The sequence below is a fragment of the Sphingorhabdus sp. genome, assembly GCF_050921905.1.
Classification (GTDB): Bacteria; Pseudomonadota; Alphaproteobacteria; order Sphingomonadales; family Sphingomonadaceae; genus Sphingorhabdus_B.
Window position 1 is genome coordinate 2,341,091 of sequence record NZ_CP050888.1, and the last position, 21,924, is coordinate 2,363,014.

The 21,924-nt window shown below is 56.1% G+C and carries 23 protein-coding genes and 1 tRNA gene; 9 read left to right on the top strand and 15 right to left on the bottom strand.

The genetic code is table 11. The features are described from left to right. Positions 1-220 precede the first annotated feature (220 nt). Positions 221-847, bottom strand: a complete 627-nt coding sequence (locus tag HEQ18_RS11395) for a (d)CMP kinase (RefSeq protein ID WP_432814803.1) — start codon at positions 845-847, stop codon at positions 221-223. 325 nt (positions 848-1,172) lie between these two features. Further along, on the bottom strand, positions 1,173-2,510 hold the full coding sequence (gene aroA, locus HEQ18_RS11400; protein WP_432814804.1) for a 3-phosphoshikimate 1-carboxyvinyltransferase: 1,338 nt from the start codon (positions 2,508-2,510) through the stop codon (positions 1,173-1,175). A 155-nt stretch (positions 2,511-2,665) separates the two neighbouring features. Between aroA and HEQ18_RS11405 the strand changes: the two genes are divergently transcribed. Both HEQ18_RS11405 and HEQ18_RS11410 read left to right on the top strand, forming a co-directional pair. Continuing rightward, positions 2,666-2,983 (top strand): FYDLN acid domain-containing protein, encoded by a 318-nt coding sequence (locus tag HEQ18_RS11405; RefSeq protein ID WP_432814805.1) that lies wholly within the window; start codon positions 2,666-2,668, stop codon positions 2,981-2,983. A gap of 74 nt (positions 2,984-3,057) precedes the next feature. Continuing rightward, positions 3,058-3,133: transfer RNA gene (locus HEQ18_RS11410), tRNA-Ala, on the top strand. On the opposite strand, the gene HEQ18_RS11415 is transcribed toward HEQ18_RS11410, so the two are convergent. The 10 genes from HEQ18_RS11415 to HEQ18_RS11460 form a co-directional block, all read right to left on the bottom strand. After that, a complete protein-coding gene (locus HEQ18_RS11415) occupies positions 3,084-3,740 on the bottom strand; it encodes a tyrosine-type recombinase/integrase (RefSeq protein WP_432816002.1) in 657 nt (218 codons plus the stop codon). The two genes, HEQ18_RS11410 and HEQ18_RS11415, sit on opposite strands and share 50 nt — an antisense overlap. 326 nt (positions 3,741-4,066) lie before the next feature. Continuing rightward, on the bottom strand, positions 4,067-4,480 hold the full coding sequence (locus HEQ18_RS11420) for a helix-turn-helix domain-containing protein (RefSeq protein WP_432814806.1): 414 nt from the start codon (positions 4,478-4,480) through the stop codon (positions 4,067-4,069). Beyond that, on the bottom strand, positions 4,477-5,616 hold the full coding sequence (locus tag HEQ18_RS11425; protein ID WP_432814807.1) for a phage portal protein: 1,140 nt from the start codon (positions 5,614-5,616) through the stop codon (positions 4,477-4,479). The genes HEQ18_RS11420 and HEQ18_RS11425 overlap by 4 nt, the downstream gene beginning before the upstream one ends. Then, positions 5,607-6,161 carry an HK97 family phage prohead protease gene (locus HEQ18_RS11430; protein WP_432814808.1) on the bottom strand — a complete coding sequence of 185 codons (555 nt, stop codon included), beginning with the start codon at positions 6,159-6,161 and terminating at the stop codon, positions 5,607-5,609. Before HEQ18_RS11430 ends, HEQ18_RS11425 begins: the two co-directional genes overlap by 10 nt. Continuing rightward, the gene (locus HEQ18_RS11435; RefSeq protein ID WP_432814809.1) at positions 6,161-7,411 is read right to left on the bottom strand and encodes a phage major capsid protein; all 1,251 of its coding nucleotides are present in this window, start codon (positions 7,409-7,411) and stop codon (positions 6,161-6,163) included. Before HEQ18_RS11435 ends, HEQ18_RS11430 begins: the two co-directional genes overlap by 1 nt. Positions 7,412-7,750: 339 nt before the next feature. Further along, positions 7,751-8,353 carry a hypothetical protein gene (locus tag HEQ18_RS11440; RefSeq protein WP_432814810.1) on the bottom strand — a complete coding sequence of 201 codons (603 nt, stop codon included), beginning with the start codon at positions 8,351-8,353 and terminating at the stop codon, positions 7,751-7,753. A 58-nt stretch (positions 8,354-8,411) separates the two neighbouring features. Beyond that, positions 8,412-8,732, bottom strand: coding sequence for a hypothetical protein (locus HEQ18_RS11445; protein ID WP_432814811.1), 321 nt, complete (start codon positions 8,730-8,732; stop codon positions 8,412-8,414). Positions 8,733-8,755: 23 nt separating this feature from the next. After that, on the bottom strand, positions 8,756-10,333 hold the full coding sequence (locus HEQ18_RS11450; protein WP_432814812.1) for a terminase large subunit: 1,578 nt from the start codon (positions 10,331-10,333) through the stop codon (positions 8,756-8,758). Positions 10,334-10,649: 316 nt separating this feature from the next. Further along, a complete protein-coding gene (locus tag HEQ18_RS11455; protein ID WP_432814813.1) occupies positions 10,650-10,979 on the bottom strand; it encodes an HNH endonuclease signature motif containing protein in 330 nt (109 codons plus the stop codon). A gap of 5 nt (positions 10,980-10,984) precedes the next feature. Continuing rightward, a complete protein-coding gene (locus HEQ18_RS11460; protein WP_432814814.1) occupies positions 10,985-12,253 on the bottom strand; it encodes an AAA family ATPase in 1,269 nt (422 codons plus the stop codon). Between the two features lie 516 nt (positions 12,254-12,769). On the opposite strand from HEQ18_RS11460, the gene obgE reads away from it, so the two are divergent. The 6 genes from obgE (at position 12,770) to HEQ18_RS11490 (ending at position 18,144) form a co-directional block, all read left to right on the top strand. Further along, positions 12,770-13,822, top strand: a complete 1,053-nt coding sequence (gene obgE, locus HEQ18_RS11465; protein ID WP_397603977.1) for a GTPase ObgE — start codon at positions 12,770-12,772, stop codon at positions 13,820-13,822. 81 nt (positions 13,823-13,903) lie between these two features. Beyond that, entirely contained in the window at positions 13,904-15,019 is a 1,116-nt protein-coding gene (gene proB / locus HEQ18_RS11470) for a glutamate 5-kinase (protein ID WP_432814815.1), read from the top strand. Beyond that, positions 15,016-15,924 (top strand): NAD-dependent epimerase/dehydratase family protein, encoded by a 909-nt coding sequence (locus HEQ18_RS11475; protein ID WP_432814816.1) that lies wholly within the window; start codon positions 15,016-15,018, stop codon positions 15,922-15,924. The genes proB and HEQ18_RS11475 overlap by 4 nt, the downstream gene beginning before the upstream one ends. A 90-nt stretch (positions 15,925-16,014) precedes the next feature. Further along, the gene (locus HEQ18_RS11480; RefSeq protein ID WP_295497917.1) at positions 16,015-16,260 is read left to right on the top strand and encodes an acyl carrier protein; all 246 of its coding nucleotides are present in this window, start codon (positions 16,015-16,017) and stop codon (positions 16,258-16,260) included. A gap of 20 nt (positions 16,261-16,280) precedes the next feature. Next, positions 16,281-17,480 (top strand): serine palmitoyltransferase, encoded by a 1,200-nt coding sequence (gene spt, locus HEQ18_RS11485; RefSeq protein WP_397603973.1) that lies wholly within the window; start codon positions 16,281-16,283, stop codon positions 17,478-17,480. Between the two features lie 10 nt (positions 17,481-17,490). Beyond that, on the top strand, positions 17,491-18,144 hold the full coding sequence (locus HEQ18_RS11490; protein ID WP_432814817.1) for a YoaK family protein: 654 nt from the start codon (positions 17,491-17,493) through the stop codon (positions 18,142-18,144). Here HEQ18_RS11490 and HEQ18_RS11495 read toward each other — a convergent pair. From HEQ18_RS11495 to HEQ18_RS11505, 3 genes are read right to left on the bottom strand one after another with little or no spacing between them, the layout of a single operon-like run. Then, positions 18,141-19,064 carry a hypothetical protein gene (locus HEQ18_RS11495; RefSeq protein ID WP_432814818.1) on the bottom strand — a complete coding sequence of 308 codons (924 nt, stop codon included), beginning with the start codon at positions 19,062-19,064 and terminating at the stop codon, positions 18,141-18,143. The two genes, HEQ18_RS11490 and HEQ18_RS11495, sit on opposite strands and share 4 nt — an antisense overlap. A gap of 33 nt (positions 19,065-19,097) precedes the next feature. Continuing rightward, on the bottom strand, positions 19,098-20,069 hold the full coding sequence (locus tag HEQ18_RS11500; RefSeq protein WP_432814819.1) for a diacylglycerol/lipid kinase family protein: 972 nt from the start codon (positions 20,067-20,069) through the stop codon (positions 19,098-19,100). A gap of 10 nt (positions 20,070-20,079) precedes the next feature. Further along, complete coding sequence (locus tag HEQ18_RS11505; protein WP_432816003.1) at positions 20,080-20,529, bottom strand: DUF2141 domain-containing protein; 450 nt, start codon at positions 20,527-20,529, stop codon at positions 20,080-20,082. A gap of 201 nt (positions 20,530-20,730) precedes the next feature. Here HEQ18_RS11505 and HEQ18_RS11510 point away from each other — a divergent pair, with 201 nt between their 5' ends. Beyond that, the gene (locus tag HEQ18_RS11510) at positions 20,731-21,924 is read left to right on the top strand and encodes an LptF/LptG family permease (RefSeq protein WP_432816004.1); all 1,194 of its coding nucleotides are present in this window, start codon (positions 20,731-20,733) and stop codon (positions 21,922-21,924) included.

Below are 21,924 nucleotides of genomic sequence, written 5' to 3' on the forward strand. Positions count from 1 at the left end.
CCGGCCAGTCGGTTGGTTCCGACGGTCTTTGACCAGAGTTGCCCTGATGCCCGAATAGCAGCAAAGCGTTCAAATACGGTGCATATCGAACCAGATTACCACGTCATGCTGAACTTGTTTCAGCATCCATTCATCAACTTAGACCAAGGGTCAGCGAGGCGAAATGGACCCTGAACCAAGTTCAGGGTGACGGTGTGTTCTATCGATACACGCCGGCTACTTAGCTCTTGCGAAGTTGAGACTCCACCAAAGCAATCGCAGCTTGAACGGCGTCGCCTATAGTCAAATCGCCGGTATCAAGCAATAGCGCGTCTTCCGCCGGTTTTAACGGCGCATCGGCGCGGCCCGTGTCGCGCGCATCGCGTGCCTGAATGTCGCCGAGAATATCGGCAAATGCGACATCGTTGCCGTGCCGTTGCATTTCATCATATCGGCGGCGTGCGCGGACCTCTGCGGGCGCGGTGACGAACAGCTTTACGTCAGCATGTGGCGCAATAACCGTCCCGATATCGCGCCCGTCAAGCAACGCGCCGCCGGGTTGATTGGCAAAGTCCACCTGCCGCTTGTTGAGCGCCGCGCGCACCACGGGGTGGATGGATACCCGGCTAGCTAACCCGCCAACTTCTTCGTTCCGCAAGCTGGGGTCATCAAGCAAGCTGTCTGGAAAGCCGCATCCGGCCAAAGCGTCCGCGGCATCGTCGGCGTTGCCCTGGTGCAATTGCACCTGCCGTCCAACCGCGCGGTATAAAAGGCCAGTGTCCAGAAACGGCAGCCCGAAATGCGCGGCGAGTGCCTTTGCCAACGTGCCTTTGCCAGAGGCGGTGGGGCCATCAACGGCGATGATCATAGATTACCTTCTAAAGCGGGAACTATGCGATTCAAATAAATATTTTTCATGCCTAAACCGTTCGGGCGGCAATCCCGCCGCATGTAAGGAGCAAATATGACACTTGCCGAATTTTGCCTCTTACTTGGAGCGTTGTTTGCTTTTGCAACCTTGATCCTCAAGATTGTTGAAGTAGCGCGATCCAAGTAACGCAACGGGAGGGGGAGCGTGCAGCAACATGCTCCCCTAAGCGCATTGACCCCCGACTGCAGCAACAGTCAGGGGTCGTAATGCAGGAGGTATCCTGACACTTGCAACGCCGCACTAATCTAAGCGTCCCTAAAAATCAATGAATTTTGCGTGCGAGCTTCGACAGCATAGTTTCAAATGTCGGAAAACTCGTCGCAATGGGCGACACATCATCCACCGTTACCGCCTGATAGCAATGCTGCCCTGCCACGGCAAAGCTCATCGCGATGCGGTGGTCGAGTGCACTACTGACGGTCGCATTGCCCTCAAGCGGCTCCCCGCCGCTGCCGTCGATGACAAGGCCGTCTTCGCGTTCTTCGACCCGTGCGCCAATCGCTTTCAAGCCCGTCGCCATGAGCGCGAGCCGGTCGGATTCTTTGACGCGCAGTTCGTCAAGCCCGCTCGTCGTTGTTCGGCCTTGCGCCATGCTGGCGGCTACGAAGAATACCGGAAATTCGTCAATCATGCTGGGGGCGACCTCGGGCGGCACGTCGATACCGCGCAAAACCGAATGCCGCGCGGTGATGTCCGCCACTGGCTCGCCGCCAACCTCGCGCACGTTGGAATAAGTAAGGTCAGCGCCCATCGCCTCCAGCATCTTGTAAATGCCCGTGCGCGTCGGGTTCATGCCGACATGGGTGACGGTCACTTCGCTGCCCGGCGTAATGAGGGCCGCAACAATGAAAAAGGCTGCGGAGGACGGATCGCCGGGAACCTCAATCTGCTGCGGCTGTAGCTCTGCTGCGCCCATTAGGCGGATATGGCGCACACCATCGGCATCAACATCGACGGTTAAATCTGCACCAAAACCGCGCAGCATTCGTTCGCTATGGTCGCGGGTGGGCACAGGCTCGATCACTTCGGTGATTCCCGCGATGTTCAACCCGGCCAGCAGGACGGCGCTTTTAACTTGCGCAGAGGCGACCGGCAGACGGTAGCTGATCGGTATGGCAGGCACCAATCCGCGCACCATGATCGGCAGCATCCCGCCGGGGCTTGCCGTAAACTCGGCGCCCATTTGGCTGAGCGGATCAATCACGCGGCCCATCGGGCGTTTCGACAGGCTGGCATCGCCAATGAAGGTCGCGGTTAGTCGGTGGCTGGCGACCAGCCCCATCAATAACCGTGTCGAGGTCCCGCTATTGCCCATGTCGAGCGCGCCAGATGGCTGCATCAGCCCGCCCACGCCAACGCCGTTGACGGTCCAATTACCTTCGCCGATGCGGTCTATATGCGCGCCCATTGCCCGCATAGCAGTCGCGGTGGCGAGCACGTCTTCGCCTTCTAGCAAGCCTGAAATTTTGCTTTCACCCACCGCAAGCGCGCTCAACATAAGCGCGCGGTGCGAAATGGATTTGTCGCCAGGAACCTTAAGCGTGCCAAGTAACGCGCCGCTGGGCTGGAAACTGCCGGGTCTGGGTACTGCGCTGTGCATGATGTTTTGCGCTTTGCGGATGATGCGCGTTCAAGTCAACGACCACAGTAATTTTTGACAGCGGCGCGTCGCTGTGGCAAAGGCCGCGCCAATTAACGGTGATTCACAGATGTGCGTTGCCTTTCCAAGCCAGTTTAAAAGGATTTAAGCCCGCCATGATCAAGGCTGAATGGGGAATCAAGCGCACTTGCCCGAAATGTGGCGTTCGTTTTTACGACCTGACCAAGGACGAACCGGTTGAATGCATCGAATGCGGCAACCAGTGGACGCCAGAGCCAGTTTTAAAATCGAAGCAGCCAATGCCGTTTGAAGAAGTCGAAAAGAAAAAGGACGACTCGGATCTGGCCGATGACGACCTCGACATTGACGTCGATGCGGTTGATGGCGACGTTTCGCCCGACAATGATGTCGACTTGGGCGGAGACGAAGATCTTGGCGTTGCCGGCACGGAAGATGAGCCCGACGACATCTAATCTTCGGACTTGATATATACAGGAGCGCTCGCTAGTGGCGCTCCTCACCAAGGCTGTCCAATGGGCGGCCAGATGGGGCCTTAGCTCAGCTGGTAGAGCGCTACACTGGCAGTGTAGAGGTCAGGGGTTCGACTCCCCTAGGCTCCACCACTTTTCTGCCGCTTTCCGAAAGCATCGGATTGTCGTTGCAACGCAACTGTAACGCATTAGCGTCTGTAAAGGCAAGCAATTCAGTGTGCATCAGGGCTGTCACCTCAATAAAATAGTTGTCGATGGCCTCTCTCGCGCCGTTCAAATAGCCGGGGGAAAACTTCACATAGCGTTCGGTCGTTCGGTTTCCCGTTGCATGCCCTGCAAAGCGTTCGACTTGCCAAGGCTCTGCGCAGCGCTTCATGGCCTCTGAAATGATTGTGTGCCTGATAACGTAGCGATTGACCGGCAAGGCTATTTCAGCCGCTTTTGCGGCCTTGTCGAATGTGGACCGCACCGAATCCATTGGGCGGCCCTCATACGTCACCAGATGCCCTTGCGGGGCGTTTTGCAGCATAGGCAGGATAGCGTTGGCAATCGGCACTGTAGGGCGCCGCTTGTGGTTCTGTCGCTGCCCTTGGGGCAAGAGGTTAATGGTTTTGCTGCCGAGATCGATCGATGAAGTCTGAAGTTGCATGATGGCGCTGGGTCGGGCCATCGTCGCAATCGCGAGCAAGAGATAGATTCGCAGATGTGGCACGGTCGCCGCGTCAATCAACCGTGCCATTTCGTCGATTGTAAGGATGCGCTCGCGGGGCTTGCCTTCGGGGGCAAGCGAAAGATCGATAAAGGGTGCGGCTGTTATCTCGCCGCGCTTGATCGCGGCGTTAATTGCGGCCTTGCCGTCGGATAGAATGCGCCGAATATACCCGTCGGCTTTGCCTTGCTCTCGGAGTGCATCGACGAAGGCCCGCACGGTCTGCGCATTAATGTCTGCGATTGATGCGCCATCGAAAAAGTCAGTCCAATAGCCCAGCGATGTTTTAACGGCGTTGGCGCTTACCAAGCCGCTGGAGCGAGATTTGAAATCACGCACCAGCAGCTCGGCCACCGTTATTTGTCCGGGGGATTGTTCAACGATCTTGCGGCTTTCCACAAACCATTGAATGAGGGCGTCTTGGGCTTGTTCAAAGTCGTCTGTGCCAAGCGAGACGCGGCGAGTTTGTCGAGCGCGGGTGTCGAACCATGTTCTATACCAGTTGTCGCTGCCGGGCCGCTTGGATAGCCAATAGGGTCCGACTTGTCCCGCTCTTGCTGTTTTCTGTGCCATCCGCCCTCCGTTATGCGTTCGATGTAATCGTTAAGATCGTCCAGCGTGTATTTAATCCGCCCGTCACCAGTGCCGAAACGTCGGTAACGTATTCGGCCCTCTCGCCTTATGCGCTGCAATGTGCCGACGGATATATTGAGGCAGTCGGCGGCTTCGGCTTCCGAGTAAAGCGCGGGCAATTTGACAATGTTTGTCATAGCGCTTGCTCCGCTCTCGGATTCCATCCTTCGACTTGGCGAACCTCGTTCGGATCGAGGACGTTATTCGAAAGGGCGATGGCGTGGGCTTGCCATCGGGTCGCTGGATCACCGCGAAGAAATCCAGTGAGGTCGAGTTCCATCTCTAACTGCGAAGCGCTGGAAAACAGGCTCCGGCAAAACTCGGCTTCGATTTTGCGCGCCCAAGGCGTGAGACAAAACATTGCAAACCAGCGCCCCGCCGTCTCGCTATTCGTGAATGTGTTATGCGAATAATCCTGCACCAGCGGTGGGGGGACTTGAAACAATCGGCAAATTTCTTCGACGCCAAATTTCCGTGTTTCGAGCAATTCGGCGTCTTCGGGTGAAACTTGCGCTGCGCTCCAATCCAGTCCGTTATCAAGAACAAGCGTTCGACCGGCATTTTTCGCGCCGCTATATCGCTCTTGAAATTGGGCTTTGATGTTTTTGATTTGCTCAAGCGAGAGTATAGCGGGTGACTTAATGACGCCGCTCGGTTGCGCGCCGTTTATCAAAAATTCGCGGGCAAAATCATTGCTCGCGGTAATGGCTGCAACGGTGTTAGCTGCGCGGCTTAACCGTGATCGACCGACAAGCCCGTTATCGGTCCGGTCTCGCAAGTGTAAAACTTCGCTTTGCAGCAAGCGCCATGATTTTCCTTTGCCGTCTGAAACGTCATAGGCCAGTCTGCCCGTTGTTAGTTCAACAACACTCACCCATTGCCAAGGGATATAACGGAGGGTTGAAACTTGCCCTCGTCTGTCGCGTTCGATCTGCGCTAATCCGTTGCCGGTTAGCAAGGCCGATGCGGTCCAATGCTCGATAAAGTCGGGCCATCCCATGCTGTCGTTGACGCCATTGCGAATGAGGTTTCGAAGCGGGTGTTTCTCGACCTCTTTTCGGCCGTTATCATTCACCTGATAAACAAGGGCTGGAATTGACGCGAGGGCAGATGAAATCGCGGTGACGCAACCCAATACCGAAGAGAGGTTCTCGCTCGCTCGCGCTGATAGCGTGGCGGGATAGCCGACATTGCTGCCCAGCGCGGCCCAGCTTGGGTCCGCTGCCCGTTTTTCATAGCCCATGGTGGCTGCAATTTTGTCCATCATACCCATTGGCTTGCCTCCGCTATTGCGATGGCTCGGCGGCGGCGCGCTCGATCATCGACGAATGCCCTAGACCGCAATGCAATGCTCGTGTCCGGATAGGCAGGGAACGCGCTCACAACTGAAATTTCTTTCAAGTCGATGGTGCGCAAGTTGCGGGTCGATCCTTCCCAAAATTCACCGTTCGGGGGGACCAAAAAGCCGAATGACATGCCGCCCAGATCGTCGCGCTCGGCAAGGGCGAGAATATCGCGCCCCGCTTGCGTGTCGGGAAGGTCGAGCGAAAAGGCCAAGCCCCGGCTATCTTCGAATAGCCGCAACGTGCCTGATCGTGTTCGACCGAGAACGCGCCCCGGATCGTGATCCATAAGCGCGAGAATGTCGCCAGCGAGTGCTGAACGAAATGCGCCTGGCTGTATCGTTTCCGAAAACTCGCCAAGCTTGGCCGTGCTGCCAAAGGTTGCGGCATAGCCCTCAATTCGCCGCCGTGACGCAACGGCGCGCATTTCGGAAAATGCGCGCCGCTCGATGGCTATGGGGGGTTGCCCGGACATTAGGCTAATATGTCCGTGGCGGCTGCGAAACTCTCGGCGTACCGCACGTTTACGTCGCACGTTAGCATGGCGCGAATCGAAACATTGCCCTTGGCATAGGCTGTGGCCTCATACGGGTTGACCAACAAGTCGAATGCTGACCAATAACCGATAAGCAAATCATCCCAGTTGCCGTAAATAAGCGCCGAAAGATTGGTGCCGGTGCCCTTTGTTAAATTGCCCGGGACATTGTTCGAAAACTCGACGCGCTGATTTTGGAAAACCTGCTGCAATCCGTATGGTCGGCCGTCCGAGTCCTTCAATTTCATTGCCGCAACCATGACTTTACTGTTTGTCAGGAATGCGCGTGAGGTTGCAGGGGCGTTTGCAATGTCAATCCGGCCCATGACGTCTATTGGCGTGTCAATTGTCATGGCTGCGCCATTGGTGCCCATGGCTACGGTGCCAATACCAGCGGTGCTCAAAATGCCCCGTGGCTGCGCCCCTGTGCCTGTGCCGGATATAGCGGCCCTATCCACCGCGTCTGCAAGCAAGGCGGCAAAATCGGCTCTGATCAAGGTTTCAATGTCGGGCGATGTTTGTTGCAACATGTTGCGACTTACTTCGGTTATGGCGCCGGCATGTTTTGGCGTCATGCTGACTTTGCGATATTCGGGATCACTCGGCGTGAGCGCCGCGTTTTCCGCAACCCAACCAACTGTCGACGAAGTTTTAAGTCCGGGAATATCGACATTGCCGACAAGTCCGTTCAGGACTCTGGCCCCAAGCGATTGCACCTTCATTGCGGCGCGCAGCCGGTCGAAGTATAATTCGCCATTTAGTTCCGTCTGCACAAGGTGTCCGCCGGGTCCACCAGCGGGCAGGGTGGACGTTAGGACGCGCTTTTCGAGGAATAATTCCAAAGGTGCCATGACGCCTTCGGCTGCTTTTCCTGCCCGCTTGGCAAGTTCGGGTTGCACTTCGCGTTCAAAGCCATAGTCGTGGCCGCTCAATCCAGCTTGCATGGCAAGGGCGCGCACCAGCGAAAAATCCGTCCGCAACGCGGTCGAGAGTTTCGGATCTCCAAAAATCGGACTGCCGCGCTCTTGACGTTCGGCGGTTTCAATCGCCTTTGCGCGTTCAATCTGTCCGTTAACGCTATGGAGTTCAGATTCCGCAGCGACAAAAGCTTCGCCGCCATCCGCTTCATGGGTTTTCATTGTGGTAATAAGCGCACTTCGGCGCTCTTGAAGTTCTGCTAATTTTAGCATTGGTCTAATCCTTTTCTAACAGGCGGGGGCGTGATGCCCCCGCGCAGAGATTCCCGACTGTCTCGCGACGTTGGCGGGTTGTTGCGGCGGTGCTTGGCTGTCGTGCAAGTTGGGGAATCATACCCAATCGCCCCCAACAACCCAGCTTGACCGAGGATGCGCCGCGCACCCCCTTCTTTCGGGGCGAATATGAATTGTGAAATGTAAATACCGACTGTCTCGCGACGTTGGTTGCGGCGTTGCCTGATTGCAGTTTTCCCTGGCTCGGAGTTCCAGTTCGCCCCTGCAAAAAGGCTTGGTTTAGGATGCGCCGCGCACCCCATTTTTGTGGGCGAAAATTCAGTCATCTTGGCCAGTTTGAGGGAAAACGGTCCAAACGAGGCGGGCAAGGGTAACACCGTTAAAAGCGTAGCTGTGCTTAACGGGACGCTGCCAGCCATCGAATTGATTATGGTCCCGAAATCGAATGTTCTTTCGGTAAACAATTTTGTCCTCGTCGTCGGCATCGACGACAAGGGCAGATGCCTCAAATTCTGGCCAGTTGATCACTACGGAATAGATCGTTTCGACGTGAAGAGAGGGGAAGTCGGGAGGGTTTTTGAACTGTCGTGCAAAGTCGATTTGTTCTGCCAGCCAGTCTGCTAAGCGCTTAGGAGCGCCTAATCTGCGTTCGAGCGCCTCTGGCATTCCGTCCACGATTGGGCGGTCAAAAAGAGCCTGAAGCCGGTTGAATGCCTTGGGAGCATCTTTCACTTTGTCAGAGGCGAGGACGCCCAAAATTGCGGCTGCGACATGATAAGACGAAATGTGCGGAACCGTGCGGCCCACCGCTAAAGGCAGGATTTCCGCATCCTGCATCGCTCGGACTTTGTTCCGCACCGACGATTCGTCGAGTTGGAATTTGTCCGCCATTGCCGCCACTAACTTTGCAACTGTCGTCATACGTAAACCCTTTTGATTTTGGTTTTTGTATTTCATAAACAAAAATCTGTCAACTGCATCATTGCGGTGAAGGTGGCGCGCTCGAAATTCGCTTCATGTCTTCAATCAATGCCGTCCAAATTTTGTCGAAGTTGCCCGAATTGAATTCGTAAACTTCCTCCGATTTCATCACTGCCATTTTTGCCAATATGGCTGTTGGCGAATCGACCGGATGCAATAGAAAATCGGTAAGTGCCGCCGTCGCCGCCTCCGCATAATAATCAATCATCTGGTCGCTTTTAATGTCGTCGGATTCGAGATCATTGGTTGCATCTTCAAATGCTTTTAGCTTCGCCTGCCATTCATTTTGCGGTGTCCAAAATTGTTGTGCTTCAATCATTTTTCTTCCTTCCTTCTTCTACGTTAAACCCATGAAATCCCGCTGCCACGATAGACCTTTGGCCCTTCGTCGCGGCTCGATAACCCCACGGCCATGATAAGGGCGACAAGCGGGTCGATTCGGTCAATCGATCTGTTTTTGCTTGGCTTGCGCGCCCCGGCGGGGTCCATTTCGAAAACGAGATTGCCAGCGCACCAGCGCAAAACGGGGTGCATCCCGTGTTGCAGCTTTTGGCTAAGCATTGCCGTTTCGAAGGCATCGACCGCCGGTCCCATCGATTGATAGCCCTGCCCCCATGCCACCAAAGGCAGGGTGACGCCTTCGGCATTCAAAATATTTTCCAAATCCTGAAATCCCCAACGGTCGAACGCGACACCCCGCAATTCGAATGTCGATGTGATCTCGGCAAGCCGCTGCGCAATAAACCGTTTGTCGATTGCCCGACCGGGCGTTGCCTCGATCAATTCATTCTTCGCCCAGGTGCGATAGGGGACGCGGTCGGTTTCTTCGCGCTCCGCAAGATTTTCCTTTGGGCACCATACGAAAGGCAACACCGCGCCATTATCGTCGGGAAAATAAAGGACGAGAGCGGATAGATCGCGAGTGCTTGATAGGTCTAGCCCGCCATAGCAGGGTCGCCCGCGTAGCCGTTCAATGTCGATCTCATCGCCGCATGCTTCCCATTCGGCGGGGTTGATTGCCTTCGGCTCGGCATCGACGCGCTGATTGAGATACAGATTGCGGAATGACGGTTCGAATGTCGGCATTCGCCTTGCGCGCTCGGCCTCTTCGGCCATTTCGCGAGCGCCGCGAAACGTGCCAAGCGCAGGGTTGGCAAGCGGCCAGTTGGCAGGATCGAAAGCGTCGGCGTCGTCCGGGACCGCATACAACACGCCATGGAAGCTGCTATCCTCAATCTCGCCGGATTCGATGCGCTGCGAATAATCGACCAGCTCGGACATGACATTTTCGGCAGAGTGCGATTGCGTCCCGATAATTAGCATTAACGGCTCGCGGCGCTTGCCCAGCGACGTTCGCAGGACGTCGAACAATTCGCGGCGCTTCCATTGTGCCAGCTCGTCGCAAACGACAAATGATGACGCCAAGCCATGCACCGACTTGCCGTCGCTCGCGAGCGCCCGATAGATCGATCCGGTCTCTTTGTCTTCGATGGTCTTGTGAAACGCCTTCAAATTGAGCCGTGCGGCCATCCAAGGGGTTTGCAGGATGATCGCTTCCATTTCGGCATAGATCAAACTGGCCTGTTCCTTCGTCGCCCCAGCGCTGTAGCATTCGCCCCTCTGCTCGCTTTCGGGGCCTATCAGGTGGCAAAGGGTCAATCCGGCGCATAGCACGGTTTTGCCGTTGCCACGCGCCACGCTTAGCAGGCCAGTGCGGACCGCTCGCGTCCCGTCGCTGCCATCGACATAGATTGAGGCAATCCATTGACGTTGAAAGTCGCCAAGTTGGATTGCCTCACCGACGCCAAAGCCCTTTGTGATCGGCAGGCTCTCGATAAAGGCAATCACCCGCTCGGCTCGCGTCAGGCCCGCTTGCTCCCAAGGGTGCGCAGCAGGGGCGACGGGGTGCGGATTGAACAAGCTGGGGCCTTCGACAAGCGCAAGCCTGCCTGCCGCCCTCTGCCTTGTCGATCCCGGACCTCTTAGTCCCATTTTCTGACTTGCCTTTCCTCTGCTTTGGCGTTCCCGAATGGGGAATGCGGCGGCTTTTCTGGATTGTTCCCTTATCGGGAACGGATTTTCCCGAAATCTAAACTAACTATAATACCCTAGGGGGCGTCGGGTCCCTAGACGCAGCTTTGAGCGATTTTTCTGTTCCCTCATGGGGAATGGTCACGCTTGCGCGGACGTTCCTTATGCGGGAATGTCGGCGCATGTTTGTTGAACGCTTGTCGGGTCATTGCCGCGCACCATGCCAAGGGTGATCGGAATGCAATGGACTGCCATCGGCCTTGCAACCCTTGCGAGGTTTCGTTGTTCGGATTGCACCGGCTTCCGTCCCGCGAGCCGTTTTGCGACTGTGACACGGCACGCAAAGGCTGTTGAGTTTGTCGAGTGAGGGGAATGGTGCGCCACCGGCTGAAATGGGATCAACGTGGTCAACAACTGTTGCCATCACCAATCGGTCAATCTCGGCGCAATGCTCGCAGAGTGGTTCGACTGATAGCTTGAGCGCTCGCAGCTTTCGCCAATTCGTCGTGTTGTAAGGCCATTTTGCCACTGTCATTCCTATCAATCAAACGGATCGTCGTCGTCGTCGTGCAACGGGGCAGGGGGTGGAGGGGTGGTGCGGTCCCCCTCTCTCCCTATAGGGAGAGGGGACCGCACCGCACCCCCCTGCGGGATAGTTTCAAACAACCTTCCCGCAACCTTCCCGCAAGGATTATCGCGGGTTTCCGGAGGTTCACTTTGAACCGTCCCGCAACCTTCCCGCAAATGGTCATTTGGAACCTTCCCGCAAGGATTACTGCGGGTTTCAGGGCTTTCGTCCGGAACCTTCCCGCAACCTTCCCGCATGCTTTCCGTTCGGCGCAAGCCGCGCTTAAACTTCCTGTCGGGGCCTTTGAAAAGGTCCGCCTCTTCGATCATGTCAAGGTGGAATAGACGCTCCATGGCGCGGGCAAATGATTCGAGCGGAATGCCCTTGCCGATGGTCATTCGAGCGAATGCTTTGGGTGCAAAGTTCTGCGCATGCTGGCTTGCACTGACCGGGCGTTGCTGCCGGTTAGTTTCGTCCAAGCAATCCATAAAACGGTCGTTTTCTGCCGTGGCGCGCTGCACTTGCGCGAGGTCTTCGAAGTGCTGGCAACGGTCGTCCTTAGGGTCAAGAAACGCCCAATCATGCCACTGCATCTCGATCTTTTCGCCAACGGCGGCATAGTTGGATTTCGACCGCGAGAGCGTCCGCAAGTTAGTGTTTGCTTGTCCGTCGTCGTCGTCCGGTCTGCCAAGGTAAAGGCGCGAGCGCACCTGATTTTCCCATGCTGTCGAGCCGCTGAATTGCGCACCGGCCTTTGATGGATGGCCAAGAAACAGAACCGTCCCGCCAATATCGCGGGCGAGTTTTTCCATCGCATTGCAGAATGTGGCAACGTGCAGGCGGATGTTTTCGTTACCTGAAAAAAGGTGCGCGATGTTGTCGAGCACAAGAAAAAAGGAGCCTGTCCGAATTGCAGCCGATTCGACCTGTCGATAAAAGGCCGATGGCCCGACGCTCTCGCCATAGTCGAAATCAAGCATGGCATTGTCGAGATCGCCAACACGCGACACAAGGTGCATGCGGTCCCTAAGGTCGGCCATGCTTATTCCGAGAGCGCGATTGATGGCCTCTTGCCGTCTATGCAATTCGCTGGGGTCGTCTTCGCAGGTGATATAGAGCGACGCTTGTTGCCGCACCGGAATGCCCATGAATGGAATGCCCATGGCAACGCACGTCGCCAACTGTTGCGCGAGCAATGATTTTCCGGACCCCCCTTCGCCGGTCAAAAGCGTTGCGCGCATAACCGGAATCCAGTTGTCCAAAAGCCAGACCCGATTCGGGGCCGGTTTACCCTCCCACTGATTCGGAGAAATCAGATCGAGCGCCGATTGCGCTGTCGGAATGGTAAAAACTTCCGCGCCATTATCGCGGCTAGGGGTCACGCCGCGCATGGTGCAACGCCATTGGAACGCACTACACCGGCGAGCGGCGTTTTGCCGTGCGGCACATTATGCCTTGTCATTACGCGGACTCCCCACTATTCCGCGCTTCCGGACCGCTGGCAGTGTAGAGGTCAGGGGTTCGACTCCCCTAGGCTCCACCACTTTTCTTCTTCACGTCATGCTGACCCGATTCAGTCACCCTGAACTTGTTTCAGGGTCTTAATTCTGAAATGTCCAGAAGTAAGATGCTGAAACAAGTTCAGCATGACAGTCGGGAATCCAAACGCCGCTGTCCTGAACCAAGTTCAGGGTGACAAGCTCGGGTTTTGAACCCAACACTGGCCAAAACCAGCATTCTCCCCTAAAGGCCAATATATGCATTTTCTTGACCAAGCTAAGATTTTTGTCCGTTCCGGCGCAGGTGGCCCGGGCGCGGTCAGTTTTCGGCGGGAGAAATATGTTCAATATGGCGGCCCCGACGGCGGTAATGGCGGCAAGGGTGGTGATATCGTTATTGAGGCAGTGGCCGGGCTGAACACACTCATCGATTTCCGCTATGCGCAGCATTTCAAAGCTATGCGCGGCATTCAAGGGATGGGCCGTGATCGCCATGGCGCTTATGGTGATGATCTTGTCATTCAGGTTCCTGTGGGCACGCAGGTGCTGGCCGATGACGAAGACCGTACGCTTTTGCTTGACCTGACTGCAGTGGGACAACGGGTTGTGTTCCTGCGCGGTGGCGATGGCGGCCGTGGTAACGCATCGTATAAAAGCTCAACCAACCGCGCCCCGCGCGAACATGGTCCAGGCTGGCCCGGCGAAGAAAGATATATCTGGTTGCGGTTGAAACTGTTGGCTGATGTCGGCCTTGTCGGCATGCCGAACGCGGGCAAATCGACGTTCATCAACCAAGTGTCGAATACCAAGGCGAAGGTTGGTGATTATCCGTTCACCACCACGCGCCCGCAATTGGGCGTTGTTGACCATAAGTCGCGTGAATTCGTGCTGGCCGATATTCCAGGCCTTATCGCTGGCGCTGCCGAAGGCGTTGGCATTGGCGACCGTTTCTTGGGCCATATTGAGCGCTGCCGGATCCTGATTCACTTGATTGATGCAACGCAAGATGACCCCGTGGCCGCGTGGCACATTGTGTGTGACGAATTGAGCGAATATGGCGCGGCCTTGGATGAAAAGCCCCAGATTGTCGCGCTCAACAAGGGCGATTTGCTTGACCCTGAATTGATGGCCGACATCGCACAGCAGCTTCAGGCGGCCGGCGCGCAGGATGTCATCGCGATTTCCGGCGCGACGGGCCAAGGCGTTGACTTGGTGCTCGACCGGATATTGGAGGCGCTGCCTGCCAAAAGCGGGATTGAAGGCGCAAAGGCCGATGGCATTACCGAGGACGGGACATGGTCGCCGATCTGAACGCTGCGCCTCGCCCTTACAACTCCGTCACCCTGAACTTGTTTCAGGGTCTTAATGTGAAACAAGTTCAGCATGACGCCCATGCATAAACTCTCACCCGCATCCTGCCCCTTATTGGTGGTTAAGGTCGGCTCGTCGTTGCTGGTGCAGCCGGACGGAACTGTGCGGCGGGAATGGCTTCAGACGCTCGTTGCGGACATCAGTGCGCGGCATAAGGCGGGGCAGCGGTGCATCATTGTCACCTCGGGTGCAATTGCGCTGGGTGCCCGCCGCTTGGGCTTTGACAAGGGTGGCCGCGCCAGCCTTGCCGATGCGCAAGCCGCCGCGTCGGTAGGGCAGATTGTGTTATCGGGCATCTGGGCGGAGCTGTTAGAAAGTCAGTCCTTGGCCGCAGCGCAGATGCTGGTGACGCTCGATGATCTTGAAGACCGCCGCCGTTATTTGAACATCGCGGCCACGCTTGATCGCCTCTTGGGGGCAGGCGCAGTGCCTGTCATCAACGAAAATGACAGCGTCGCTACCGAAGAAATTCGTTTTGGCGACAATGACCGTTTGGCCGCACGCGTGGCGCAAGCTGCGGGCGCGACGGGCGTGATATTGCTGTCGGATGTTGACGGCTTGTTCGACCGCGCGCCACATTTGCCTGGCGCGGTGTTGCTACCGACGATTGAGAAGATTGATGGCCGCGTGCGGGTGATGGTGGCCGAAGGCTCCTCTTCTGGCATGGGGTCCGGCGGGATGGCATCCAAATTGGATGCCGCAGATATTGCAACGCGGGCCGGGGTTGGCCTGGTGATCGCATCAGGTCTGCGCGACCATCCGCTTACGGCGTTGCAGCAAGGCGGGCTTTCGACCTTCTTCGCTCCACGCGAAGGCGCATCGGCGCGCAAAAGCTGGCTCGGCGGACGGCTGACGGTCAAGGGCCGGATCCGAATTGATGACGGTGCGGTACAAGCGCTCCAGAACGGCAGCAGCCTGTTGCCCGCAGGGGCACTGTCGGTAGAGGGCGAATTCAAGCGTGGCGATGTCATCGACATCAGCGCCGATGACGGCATTGCGATTGCACGCGGACTTTCCGAATATGACGCGGTTGATGCGGCGCGTATCTGCGGGCATCGGTCAAGCGAGCTTGCCGCCATATTGGGCACCGTGCCCCGCTCTGTGCTCGTCCACCGCGATCAATTGGTCCTGCTGTGAAGACAGTTGCGCTGACCGGGGCGACGGGGTTTGTCGGGCGGATCACGCTGGATCGATTGGTCGCGGCTGGCTGGCACGTGCGCGCATTGACGCGGCGGGACCAGCCCACGACAGCAGGCGTGACATGGGTGCATGGCCGTCTGGATGATGTGGTCAGTCTCAACCTATTATGCAAAGGCGCAGATGCGGTGTTGCATGTTGCTGGCGTCGTCAACGCGCCCGATGCGGCTGGTTTTGAAAGCGGTAATGTCGCTGGCACCGCAAATATGCTTGCCGCTGCCCAAATGGCACATATTGACCGCTTCGTCGTTGTCTCCTCACTTGCCGCGCGCGAACCGGCGCTGTCCTTATATGGCGCGAGCAAGGCCAGGGCCGAAAATCTTGTGAAAGCTTCGTCGCTCGACTGGATCGTCATTCGACCGCCGGGTGTCTATGGCCCCGGCGACACCGAAATGTTTGATATGTTCCGGATTGCGGCCAAGGGCTGGGCTTTGCTGCCGCCGCGCGGGCGGGTGTCCGTCATCCATGTCGATGATCTGGCCCGCTTGCTCGTGACCTTGTTGTCGGCTGAAAATGTGTCGAAACACGTGTTTGAAGCCGATGACGGGACGGCGGGCGGGTGGAGTCATGAAGCCTTTGCCAAAGCCATCGGCGCGGCGGTCGGCCGCAACATTACGGCTGTGCATGCACCGGGCTTTCTTTTGAAATTTGCCGGATGGGCCGATCGTGCGATCCGCGGGCCAATGGCAAAGCTGACGCCGGACCGCGCCAATTACCTTGCGCATCCTGACTGGACTATTGACCCGGACGCTGCGCCAGCGTCGCAGCTTTGGCAGCCAAAAATTCCAACGACTTCGGGCCTGAAAGACACCGCAAGCTGGTATCGCAAGCACGGGTGGATGTAGCGCCTTAACCTTGCCCTTTTGCCGCCTTATTCGCTTGCAATAGCGCGGATAGGTGGACCATTGGCCGCCAACCATATCGGGGATTGAAGAATGACTGACCGCAGCGAAATGTTTGATCGCCTGAAGGGCTTGATTGAACCATTTAACAAAAAAGGCGTCGAAGTTGGTGAGGCAACGACCTTTGCGGGCGACTTGGAATGGGATAGCCTGACCGTTATGGATTTTGTCGCTGAAGTCGAAGACAGTTTCGATATCATCATCAGCATGAATTTGCAGGCTGAAATTGAAAATGTAGGCCAATTGGTCGATGCCGTGACCAAGCTAACTGCTGCTTAAATTTTTCACGAGAGACGGTAATGACTGACTTATTTTCCAAATTTGACGCTTTAATCGCCCAGCGCGAAGGTCTGCTCGCCACCGGCGTAAAAGACCCGTTCAGCCTGGTGATGGAAGAAGTGAAATCGCCCACCGTCGCTGTCGTCAATGGCAAGGAAACGATCCTGCTTGGCACCTATAATTATATGGGCATGACCTTTGACGATGACGTCATTGCGGCAGGCAAGCAAGCATTGGACGAATTTGGCGCTGGCACCACCGGCAGCCGCGTTCTGAACGGCACCTTTCAGGGTCATAAGGAATGCGAAGACGCGTTGAAGGAATTTTACGGGATGGACCATGCCATGGTCTTTTCCACGGGCTATCAGGCGAATTTGGGTATCATCAGCACAATCGCTGGCAAGGGCGATTACATCATCCTCGACATTGACAGCCATGCATCGATTTATGATGGCTGCAAAATGGGTGACGCCGAAATCGTCGCCTTCCGCCACAATGATGTTGAGGCACTTGAAAAGCGGCTGAAACGGCTTCCGGCGGACGCAGGTAAGCTTGTTGTGCTTGAGGGCGTTTACTCCATGCTTGGCGACGTTGCGCCGTTGAAGGAAATGATCCGCGTTTCGAAAGAGGCCGGCGCAATGATCCTGGTCGACGAAGCGCACTCCATGGGCTTTATCGGCGAAAATGGGCGCGGCGTGGCGGAAGAGCAAGGCGTGCTGGATGATGTCGATTTCGTCATTGGCACCTTTTCCAAATCGGTTGGCACCGTGGGTGGTTTCTGCGTGTCGAACCATCCCAAGTTTGAAATCATGCGGCTGGTTTGCCGTCCTTATGTGTTCACCGCATCGCTACCGCCTTCGGTTGTTGCCTGTTCGGCGGCAAGTATTCGCAAGCTGATGCACAATGGTAACAAGCGCGCGCATTTGTGGGAAAATTCAAAGAACCTGCATCAGGGGCTGCGCGATCTGGGCTTCCAATTGGGCACGCCCAATGCACAAAGCGCCATCATCGCGGTCATCATGCCCGATCTGGAAAAGGGTGCGGCGATGTGGGCAGCGTTGCTTGAAAACGGGCTGTATGTGAACTTGGCACGCCCACCGGCGACGCCCGCAGGTATGACCTTGCTGCGCTGCTCGCTTTGCGCGGAGCATACGAGCGATCAGGTCGCAGATATTCTCGACCGTTTCGAACGCGCCGGCAAGGCTGTCGGGATCATCTGACGGAAAGCTCGTGAACAGGCTTGACCGTAACGCCCGCCTTTTGGCCGTCAGTTTCGCGGCCATGGCGGGTATGGTCGATGCCATTGGGTTCCTTGCCAGCGGCGGGTTTTTCCTCTCTTTTATGAGCGGAAATTCCACACGGCTCAGCGTCGGTCTGGTGGACGCCGCGCCTTATGTTGGCATGGTCGCTGCGTTGCTGACAAGCTTTGTAACCGGCGTCGTTGCAGGGTCGCTTATTGGCCGCAAGAACATGCTCTCGCCTTCGCGGCGTCAGGCATTCATCCTCATCATCATATCGCTGCTGCTATTTGCCGCGCCACTCATTGCAAACTTTGGATTTCTGCTCATTGGGCTGTGCTTTGCGGCATTCTGCATGGGGCTGGAAAACACGCTTTTTGAACGCGAAGGGTCCGTATCGTTCGGGCTCACTTACATGACAGGCGCGCTTGTTAAAATCGGGCAGGGGCTTGCCACGATGATCAGCGGCGGTCCGCGTTTGGAATGGATGCCATATCTGTTGCTATGGCTTGGCCTGATCATCGGCGCTGCGGTTGGCGCGTTGATGTTTGGCATCTTCGGATATAACAGCCTGTTGTTGCCTGCGGCTTATGCCGGCATTTTCGCGCTTGTGCTGTTGGCTCCGCACAACCGATTTGGCGGTTAACGCACGGCCCCTTTTGCCCATAATTTCGGCACCAGAAACAGCGCCGCGACCAATGGCCATTTGCGCTGCCATGGCTGGATGATGATCTGCGTTCCGGCGTGGCGGTTTATCTTCCACGCCAGATAATCAATCCCGCCGGCATAAGTAAAGGCGGCCTTGGCAAGCCGTGCGATGGTCAGCAATTTGCCGCGTCGGCGCAATCCCGGCCAACGATTTTTCTCTTCCGCAATTTTGGCGTCCACATCTGGAAATAACAGGATTTTGTCGCCGCGCAGTTCGTTCGCTATACGGGTGTGATACAGCGCAGCGATGCCAAAACGGCCATAGCGTTCGGGGTCGAATGCGATGACGGACGATGGCCGGTCTTTGCGTTCGGCGCGCAGTTCGGCGCTATATGTCATCTGGAACCCTGACTGCCACAAATCGAGGACGTCCACCTCACGTTCGGCAAATGCCAATGCTGCATTGAGCAAAGTTGGGGCCGCCCCCGAAATCGCGATTACCGTCGCTTGTCGCGCCTTATCATCGGCGCACCAGGCGAGGCGTGCGGGCTGTGCAAATCTGGCCCAGACCGAAACGGCAGATGCGGCTGGCCGGTTAAGGTGATGAAAGTCGCTTTCGCTTAACACCGCGACTTTGGCGATGAGGCCATTATGTTGAAACGGAAAGACGTTAGGCGGTAGACGGCGGTTCCATGTCGCGAGCCAGCTTTTGCCATAAGCGGCCTTATAGTCAGAAACGATCAGGTAAAAGTCGAGCATCTCGCCCTGCAATTGCTCCGACCGTAAACATGAACCGTAGAATAACACCGCGCGTGCCGCGCCGTTAAATTGCGCCGCGATATGCGATGCAAATTCGCTTACGCCCTTCTGCACTGGGATAGCCAATTCTTCAGCGACAAGTTGCCTAAGCGAGAGCATGTCTGTGGTCTAAGCCGCCTTTATGGGCGCTTGTTAAGCGGCCAGTTTCAGGAACGGGACGGGCGGTGTCGAGCGCAGAACGATTGGGCTACCGCGATGGGCCTGAAAAACTTCGCCGTCCAGAACGACATTGCTTTGTTCGCTGTCAATGCGAATGACGTCGCCTTGTTGGAAATGCACACCGCTCATGGTTGTTTGCCCTAATTTGCCCCGCAATGAGGCCGCAATCATTTTCAGTATAGCCAATGGTTTTTGGTCAACCGCCAGAAATTTCATCAACCCGCGTTGCTTGTTGGTGCCCGCTTGGCCGCCCAACAAAAGCTTTTCCAAAGTCGTCACAATCAGCACAGAAAACGTGCCGTGCAATTCACCATTGCGGATAAACGTGATGCTGACCGGCTTTGATCGTTTCGGCAGGAAACTGGCTTTTACGGTGACGATTGCCGAAAACATGACGGCAAATACGGTCAAAAAATGGCTAAGTCCATTGGGTAGGCCCAAGGGATAAATTTTGTGCCGACAATATAAAATCGTTTCGGCAAGCCCTGCTCCACCAAGAAACATGCCCAGCACCGGACGCGCATCTTCGCTGCCATCGCTCAGGGCAATGAGTTCGCGCACCACGATATGCTTCGTCATATCGCCTTTTGCGACCTCAACAATCCGCGAAAGTGCCTCCAACGGATCGCCTTCTGCACCCAAGTCCAAGGCGATGAGGTTCGTCTTGCCGTTGGGCAATACAGCCACTGGCGGTGGGGTGCCTTCAAAATGGCCACCATGATAAAGCTCGGTCAGGGCGGATTGAACCGTGCCATCGCCGCCGTTGATCACCAGCACCTTGGGCTTCACGCGGGCAATCATCTCCAACGCCTTGGCAATCTGGCCGATCTCCTCGACCTCATAATGAAATATATCGGGATTTTTTGCGCAATAGGTACGAACCTCTGGCAACATAGATTTGTTGCCAGTTGAATTCGGGTTCGAAAGGAGCGCCACTAAAGCCAAATAAACACCCTCACATATATTTCAGGTTGATTGTGATCCGCGTGACCCCGGGGCCTGCGTCAAAAGCGACCTTGTTGACCGATGGCCTGCCCAAGTTCAGAATGCTGATGCTTGGGTTATTCGAAAAACCGCCGCCGTCCTGGCTAATATCGGTCTTGCCATTGCCATTGCGGTCATGCCGGACAGCGATGCCATATTTGCCTTCGGCGGGAACCGGGATGCAGATATTCATGCTGCCTGCGCTTGCGGGGGTCTCGATGCGGTGAAGCCAGCGGCCCTTGGCCAACCAAACGCCGGCAATTGCGGGGTAGGATTGCACACGGACTTTCCCGGTCGCTTCCTTAATGCCGCGCACTTGGACGAGCACGGCCGGCCCGTTGCCCGACGTGCACCGCGACATATCATTATTCAGCTCTTGGCTCGCGACTGCTACACCTGAAACCAGCACCAGACCAACCATAGCCACAAGGGCGACACATTTCTTCATCTGTATACTCCTGGAACTTTAATGTCTGTTATCCGCACTTTTTTCGGATAGCATCGATATTGCCCCTGAACCTGTAACCGTCTATCGGGTGAGTTTGCGGCCAAATTAGGGTGACAGGGCGACGATAAATTGAAATTTCTAACTGCCACCGACCGCTATATCTTCCGGCTTGTGATGTTGCCGCTGCTTGCCACACTCGCAATCGCCGCGTCATTGCTGTTGCTGGAAAAGATGCTGAACCTGTTTGACTTTGTGGCAGCAGAAGGCGGGCCGGTCAGCGTCGTTTGGCGCATGCTGGCGAACCTTGTGCCCGAATATCTCTCATTGGGTATCCCCATCGGCCTGCTGCTTGGCATCTTGTTGGCCTTCCGTCGATTAGCAACATCCTCAGAACTCGACATTTTTCGCGCAGTGGGCATGAGCTATTTTCGCCTGTTGCGCGTTCCGTTCATGTTCGCAATGGTGCTTGCCGCTATCAATTTCGCGATCGTTGGCTTTATTCAACCAAGTTCGCGCTATTTGTATGAAGAACTGCGCTTTGAACTGCGTTCAGGTGCCTTTGGCGCAAAAGTGCGGGTGGGGGAGTTTAACAATGTCGGCAAAAACCTGACTGTCCGTATCGACGAAAGCCGCGATAACGGCAATGCGCTGTCTGGCCTATTTGTTTTCGCGCAAAGCAAAAGCGGGCAGACTATTGCAGTGACGGCGGAGCACGGCCAGTTTCTAAGGACCGACGACCCTGATACGATCTTGCTGCGGCTCGAAAAAGGAACGCTCGTTCATGACGCGCCAAGTTATGAATCTCCTCGGGTGTTGAGCTTTACGAGCCATGACATCCCCATTCCGTTGCCAAAGATCGAAAATTTCCGCACGCGCGGTGGCAAGGATCGTGAATATCTGATCACTGAATTGATCCAGATCGGCGGTGATGCCCAGAAACCTCCGCTGGACCGCAACCGGGCTTGGGCCAATTTTCACTTCCGCTTGGTGGAAGTCGCAATGATGCTCTTGCTGCCTTTGCTTGCACTGGCGCTGGCGATCCCGCCGAAGCGTTCAACGTCTGCGCTTGGGGTGTTTTTATCAATCGTCATGGTGGTGACCTATCACAAGGTCAACGAATATGCGGAAGGCGTGGGCGGGATGGGCATCGTTGATCCTTTCATTGCCTTGTGGTTGCCATTTCTGATTTTCACAGCGCTGATCCTGTGGATGTACCATATCATCGCGCATGTGCCCGGCGGGCAGCCGATTGGCGCGCTTGAGGTGTTTGCCACAAAGGCTGGCAAATGGACAAAGCGGCTGTTCCGCTTTGGCCGAAAATCGCGGCTGGCGACCCTTGGCATGCCCGCGTCATCGGCGGAGACGTAG

Excerpts from the sequence above, each read along its gene's own strand:
- HEQ18_RS11395 (WP_432814803.1), bottom strand. The coding sequence starts at position 847 with ATGATCATCGCCGTTGATGGCCCCACCGCCTCTGGCAAAGGCACGTTG.
- aroA (WP_432814804.1), bottom strand. The coding sequence starts at position 2,510 with ATGCACAGCGCAGTACCCAGACCCGGCAGTTTCCAGCCCAGCGGCGCG.
- HEQ18_RS11405 (WP_432814805.1), top strand. The coding sequence starts at position 2,666 with ATGATCAAGGCTGAATGGGGAATCAAGCGCACTTGCCCGAAATGTGGC.
- HEQ18_RS11415 (WP_432816002.1), bottom strand. The coding sequence starts at position 3,740 with ATGGCACGGTTGATTGACGCGGCGACCGTGCCACATCTGCGAATCTAT.
- HEQ18_RS11420 (WP_432814806.1), bottom strand. The coding sequence starts at position 4,480 with ATGACAAACATTGTCAAATTGCCCGCGCTTTACTCGGAAGCCGAAGCC.
- HEQ18_RS11425 (WP_432814807.1), bottom strand. The coding sequence starts at position 5,616 with ATGGGTATGATGGACAAAATTGCAGCCACCATGGGCTATGAAAAACGG.
- HEQ18_RS11430 (WP_432814808.1), bottom strand. The coding sequence starts at position 6,161 with ATGTCCGGGCAACCCCCCATAGCCATCGAGCGGCGCGCATTTTCCGAA.
- HEQ18_RS11435 (WP_432814809.1), bottom strand. The coding sequence starts at position 7,411 with ATGCTAAAATTAGCAGAACTTCAAGAGCGCCGAAGTGCGCTTATTACC.
- HEQ18_RS11440 (WP_432814810.1), bottom strand. The coding sequence starts at position 8,353 with ATGACGACAGTTGCAAAGTTAGTGGCGGCAATGGCGGACAAATTCCAA.
- HEQ18_RS11445 (WP_432814811.1), bottom strand. The coding sequence starts at position 8,732 with ATGATTGAAGCACAACAATTTTGGACACCGCAAAATGAATGGCAGGCG.
- HEQ18_RS11455 (WP_432814813.1), bottom strand. The coding sequence starts at position 10,979 with ATGACAGTGGCAAAATGGCCTTACAACACGACGAATTGGCGAAAGCTG.
- HEQ18_RS11460 (WP_432814814.1), bottom strand. The coding sequence starts at position 12,253 with ATGCGCGCAACGCTTTTGACCGGCGAAGGGGGGTCCGGAAAATCATTG.
- obgE (WP_397603977.1), top strand. The coding sequence starts at position 12,770 with ATGCATTTTCTTGACCAAGCTAAGATTTTTGTCCGTTCCGGCGCAGGT.
- proB (WP_432814815.1), top strand. The coding sequence starts at position 13,904 with ATGCATAAACTCTCACCCGCATCCTGCCCCTTATTGGTGGTTAAGGTC.
- HEQ18_RS11480 (WP_295497917.1), top strand. The coding sequence starts at position 16,015 with ATGACTGACCGCAGCGAAATGTTTGATCGCCTGAAGGGCTTGATTGAA.
- spt (WP_397603973.1), top strand. The coding sequence starts at position 16,281 with ATGACTGACTTATTTTCCAAATTTGACGCTTTAATCGCCCAGCGCGAA.
- HEQ18_RS11495 (WP_432814818.1), bottom strand. The coding sequence starts at position 19,064 with ATGCTCTCGCTTAGGCAACTTGTCGCTGAAGAATTGGCTATCCCAGTG.
- HEQ18_RS11505 (WP_432816003.1), bottom strand. The coding sequence starts at position 20,529 with ATGGTTGGTCTGGTGCTGGTTTCAGGTGTAGCAGTCGCGAGCCAAGAG.
- HEQ18_RS11510 (WP_432816004.1), top strand. The coding sequence starts at position 20,731 with ATGTTGCCGCTGCTTGCCACACTCGCAATCGCCGCGTCATTGCTGTTG.